Source organism: Paramesorhizobium deserti (assembly GCF_001558695.1).
Taxonomy (GTDB): domain Bacteria; phylum Pseudomonadota; class Alphaproteobacteria; order Rhizobiales; family Rhizobiaceae; genus Paramesorhizobium; species Paramesorhizobium deserti.
On record NZ_LNTU01000022.1, the window covers coordinates 1 to 3,409 of the forward strand.

The window sequence follows — 3,409 nt, forward strand, 5'->3', positions numbered from 1 at the left end:
GCGCGAATGGCGACGGCGGTCGGGATGAGGTCGAGTGCATTGAACTTGATCATAATTGTCTTCCTTTCGTTTCTGACGAAAGAAGGCCACGTTGTGGACCAGAGGTGTCAGGGACCGCGGTACGCGGCCGCCACGCGGCGAGCGGAGGAACCGATTTTTGCGGCGAGCCGCCTGCGGGTCGACGTAAAAATTGGAGGGGCCGCTCGTCCTTGACACCGGATGGGCTGGCGTAAACTAGGAAGTCAGAAGAAGAACCCCGCGCCCGACAGGGCGCGTCCTTATCCGGCCTCGCCGGCGGGGAGCGCGAGGGGTATCCCTTTCGATGAGGCGGCCGATCGACAGGCCGCTGCGAGGCGGAGACATGCAAAAAGCCGGCCCCTCTCGGGGCCGGCTCGCTTCTGTCACTCCGGGTTGTTCCAGAGGATCACCCTTTTGTTCTCCTCACCGCCGGGGGCGGGAGCGACATTGCCGAAGATCACGCCAATCTCGGGAGCTTCCAGCCGGATCGAGGTGTATTCCACTCCGGTGCGCGGCGAGATCCTGTTCCAGCCCGCGCCGATCTCGAATCCGGTACGCTTGTTGATGACGCGGTAGTCCGGGGCGTCCTCGCGGGATTTATTCGCGTTCGGGAGGACGGCGATTGGAGCGTTGATCCGGAGCGTGGCGAAGATGCCTTCCATCGAGCCATCAGCCTTGGTGGTGAGGTTTGCGATTGTGGATGCCATTGTAGTTCTCCTTCGGTTGCATCGGGACCATTCCCGATGGCGTCAAAGGAGAGGGCCGTCCTGCTGCGATGCCTTCCATCGAGCCATCAGCCTTGGTGGTGAGGTTTGCGATTGTGGATGCCATTGTAGTTCTCCTTCGGTTGCATCGGGACCATTCCCGATGGCGTCAAAGGAGAGAGCCGTCCTGCTGCGGTCACTCGGCATGAATCCAGGAAAATTCTATTTGCCGCAGTATGCGGGCCGCACTTCCTCAAGGGTCCCGCTTGCGGGAGGGAAAGTGCCTGGCCCGCAGGCAAAAAACGAAATCGAATTTTCCTGGATTTTTGTCGAGCGTACCCCCAGCGGGGGTTGACCGCGGTAAGCAGGCGGTTCTCTACAAGGCGACATAACACGGGAGTGGGCCGGATGTAACGGTGGCGACGCACACCAAGCCGCATCGCCACCTCTCCACAACGCGCCATGATCGCAGGCGCGGCGGGATTCGCCACCCCGTCATTGCCATCGTCGCCCCGCGATCAGAAGCGGCCGCGCGAGGACACTCCCGGTCACCCGTGCTCTTCGATAAGCTCCGGCGGTCGAACCCGGCGGCTGGTTCAGGACGGTCGCGCAGGGGTGGAATACGTCACTTGTCCGGCGCGGAATGCCCGGAACCGGTACGATCTTCGACAATTCGCAGCGCGCGGGCGGCGGGCTAGGCAACAAAGCCATCCTCCCGACCACCCCGGAATAGCACGAGCCGAACCGATCCCGCGAAGGGCCGGCTTCCGCCGGCGCCACGGAGGTCTCCCGCATGCCGGTCGGACTTCGCGCTTTCGCCTCGGACCTGTCTTCGCAGCCCGCCCGGCGAGGATAAGCGCGCCTTGGATCGACCGCTGATTGCTCGATACCTCTGTAAGGCGATGTTGGCGAGCCTCGGCCTGCCGGTGGACGTCCGGGCGGGGGGCCTGACCGGGCAGGAACTCACGGCTCATCATCATACCCCTCGCCGCGCGCCAGTCGGTCGATCTCCGCGGCGAAGAATCCCTTGTGTTCGTCCGGCATCCTGGAGGCAAGATAAGCACGACGCGGGCCTCCACCGATGCGCATCCGCTCGTCGTGCTCGTAGCTCATCAACACGAAGCGGGGTTTCCGGTGCTTCGTGAGGACAACGGGTTCGCGGCTGGCGGCGTCGGTGACGTCGCCAACCTGCTTGTTGAGATCGCCTGTCGTGAAGTGCCGCATGCCGTACTCCTTTTGTTGATCTCAACAAGCAGGTTGGCGACGTCACCGACGCCGCCAGCCGCGAACCCGTTGTCCTCACGAAGCACCGGAAACCCCGCTTCGTGTTGATGCCAAGCCGGCGGGCCTTGTCGGCGAGGTTGCCGGTGATGCCGGAGCCCGGAAAGACCATGACGCCGCTCGGCATGACCGAGAGCATGTCGTCGTTTCGCCGGAAGGGGGCCGCCTTCGCATGTTTCGTCCAGTTCGGTTTGAAGACAATCTGCGTCACCTTGCGGGCCTCGGCCCAGCAGGCGGCGATACGTTCGGCCCCTTTCGGCGAGCCGCCGTGCAGCAGCACCATGTCCGGGAACTTCGTTCGAGCACGATCGAGCGCATCCCAGATCGCTTCGTGATCATTGTAGTCGACGCCACCGCCGAAGGCGATCTTGGTCCCAGCCGGAATGAGAACTTCCGTCTCGGCATGGCGGCGGGCGGAAAGGAAGTCGCGGCTGTCGATCATTGCCGCGGTCATGTTGGCGTGGCTGACCTTCGAGCCGGTGCGCGGTCGCCATGCCGAACCGCATTGAGCTTCGAACAGGTCGGCCGCATAGTCGCGCATGAACTCGAAGGCGTTGCGGCGCTCCAGAAGCGTGACGCCTTCGGCGATGCGGCGCTCAAGCTCGACGCTCTTCACTTCGCTACCGTCCTGCTCGCGCTGGCCGATGCGCTGGGCATCCTCGTTGTGGTGGAGCTCGCGCTGGATGCGTTCGCTGGCGCGGTGGAACAGATTGACCGTCGACCACAGCAGGTCTTCGACATCGGGTTCCAGCCGCGTGTCACCAAGCATCTCGGTGAGTGCATCGAAGACCGTGGTCAGCGTGGACTGGACGACTGGCTCCTCGGGCAGCGGGCGCGGATCTGGCCCGTCCTGGAAGGGGCGATGGCCATAAATCTGCATCTCGTAGATGAAGCGGTCGGTCGGGGAGGATGAATGGTGGGGCTCGAAGGCGTCGTCGAGGGGCAAGGTCGGGTTCATGATGATCTCCATCGGTTGCGGCCGCGCCTCTCGCGGCCTGACGGCGATCTCTGTCCATGTGGGGGCGGGCCGGAACCGCGGCGCCCTGTGCCGCGGCCCAGCGAAGCGCCGGGCGGGAACGAGAGGGTTTCTTGGCCCGCGAGGAGCGCCGGCTTTGCCGGCGCGGGGAAGAAACCCGACTGGCCCGCTGAAGGCCCGCCCCCGCATGGTACGAGGCGCCTTCCGGCAGGCCGCAGGCGCCCGCTCACCGACGAGGACCGGCAAGAACCGGCCTTACCCCACGCCGCGTATCCCTCGCTTTTCCGTACGGCCGGTTCACGCGGAGGGATGGCCAGCGCGTCTTCGGGGACGAGTTGCGCTCGCAAATGCGCCGTAAGTCGGTCGGGACCGAGCCGACGCAGGTCGTCGTTGAAGTCGCCGAGCTCCGGAGCGAGCACGAGCGGCAGGA

2 protein-coding genes and 3 pseudogenes are annotated in these 3,409 nt (G+C 64.6%); 1 reads left to right on the forward strand and 4 read right to left on the reverse strand.

What is annotated here, in order from left to right; all coding sequences use genetic code 11:
- Nucleotides 1–401: 401 nt before the first annotated feature.
- Entirely contained in the window at nt 402–725 is a 324-nt protein-coding gene (locus ATN84_RS12925; protein WP_068882078.1) for a DUF736 domain-containing protein, read from the reverse strand.
- A gap of 960 nt (nt 726–1,685) precedes the next feature.
- Complete coding sequence (locus ATN84_RS12930) at nt 1,686–1,946, reverse strand: type II toxin-antitoxin system prevent-host-death family antitoxin (protein ID WP_068882079.1); 261 nt, start codon at nt 1,944–1,946, stop codon at nt 1,686–1,688.
- Nucleotides 1,947–1,963: 17 nt separating this feature from the next.
- Here ATN84_RS12930 and ATN84_RS26080 point away from each other — a divergent pair.
- Nucleotides 1,964–2,056 (forward strand): annotated as a pseudogene (locus tag ATN84_RS26080) (type II toxin-antitoxin system prevent-host-death family antitoxin); the annotation flags it as partial.
- Here ATN84_RS26080 and ATN84_RS26085 read toward each other — a convergent pair.
- Together ATN84_RS26085 and ATN84_RS27825 are read right to left on the reverse strand one after the other, a co-directional pair.
- Nucleotides 2,053–2,961, reverse strand: a pseudogene (locus ATN84_RS26085) (DUF2493 domain-containing protein); the annotation flags it as partial. The pseudogenes ATN84_RS26080 and ATN84_RS26085 overlap by 4 nt on opposite strands.
- A 320-nt stretch (nt 2,962–3,281) precedes the next feature.
- Nucleotides 3,282–3,409 (reverse strand): annotated as a pseudogene (locus ATN84_RS27825) (DNA primase); the annotation flags it as partial.

Excerpts from the sequence above, each read along its gene's own strand:
- ATN84_RS12930 (WP_068882079.1), bottom strand. The coding sequence starts at position 1,946 with ATGCGGCACTTCACGACAGGCGATCTCAACAAGCAGGTTGGCGACGTC.
- ATN84_RS12925 (WP_068882078.1), bottom strand. The coding sequence starts at position 725 with ATGGCATCCACAATCGCAAACCTCACCACCAAGGCTGATGGCTCGATG.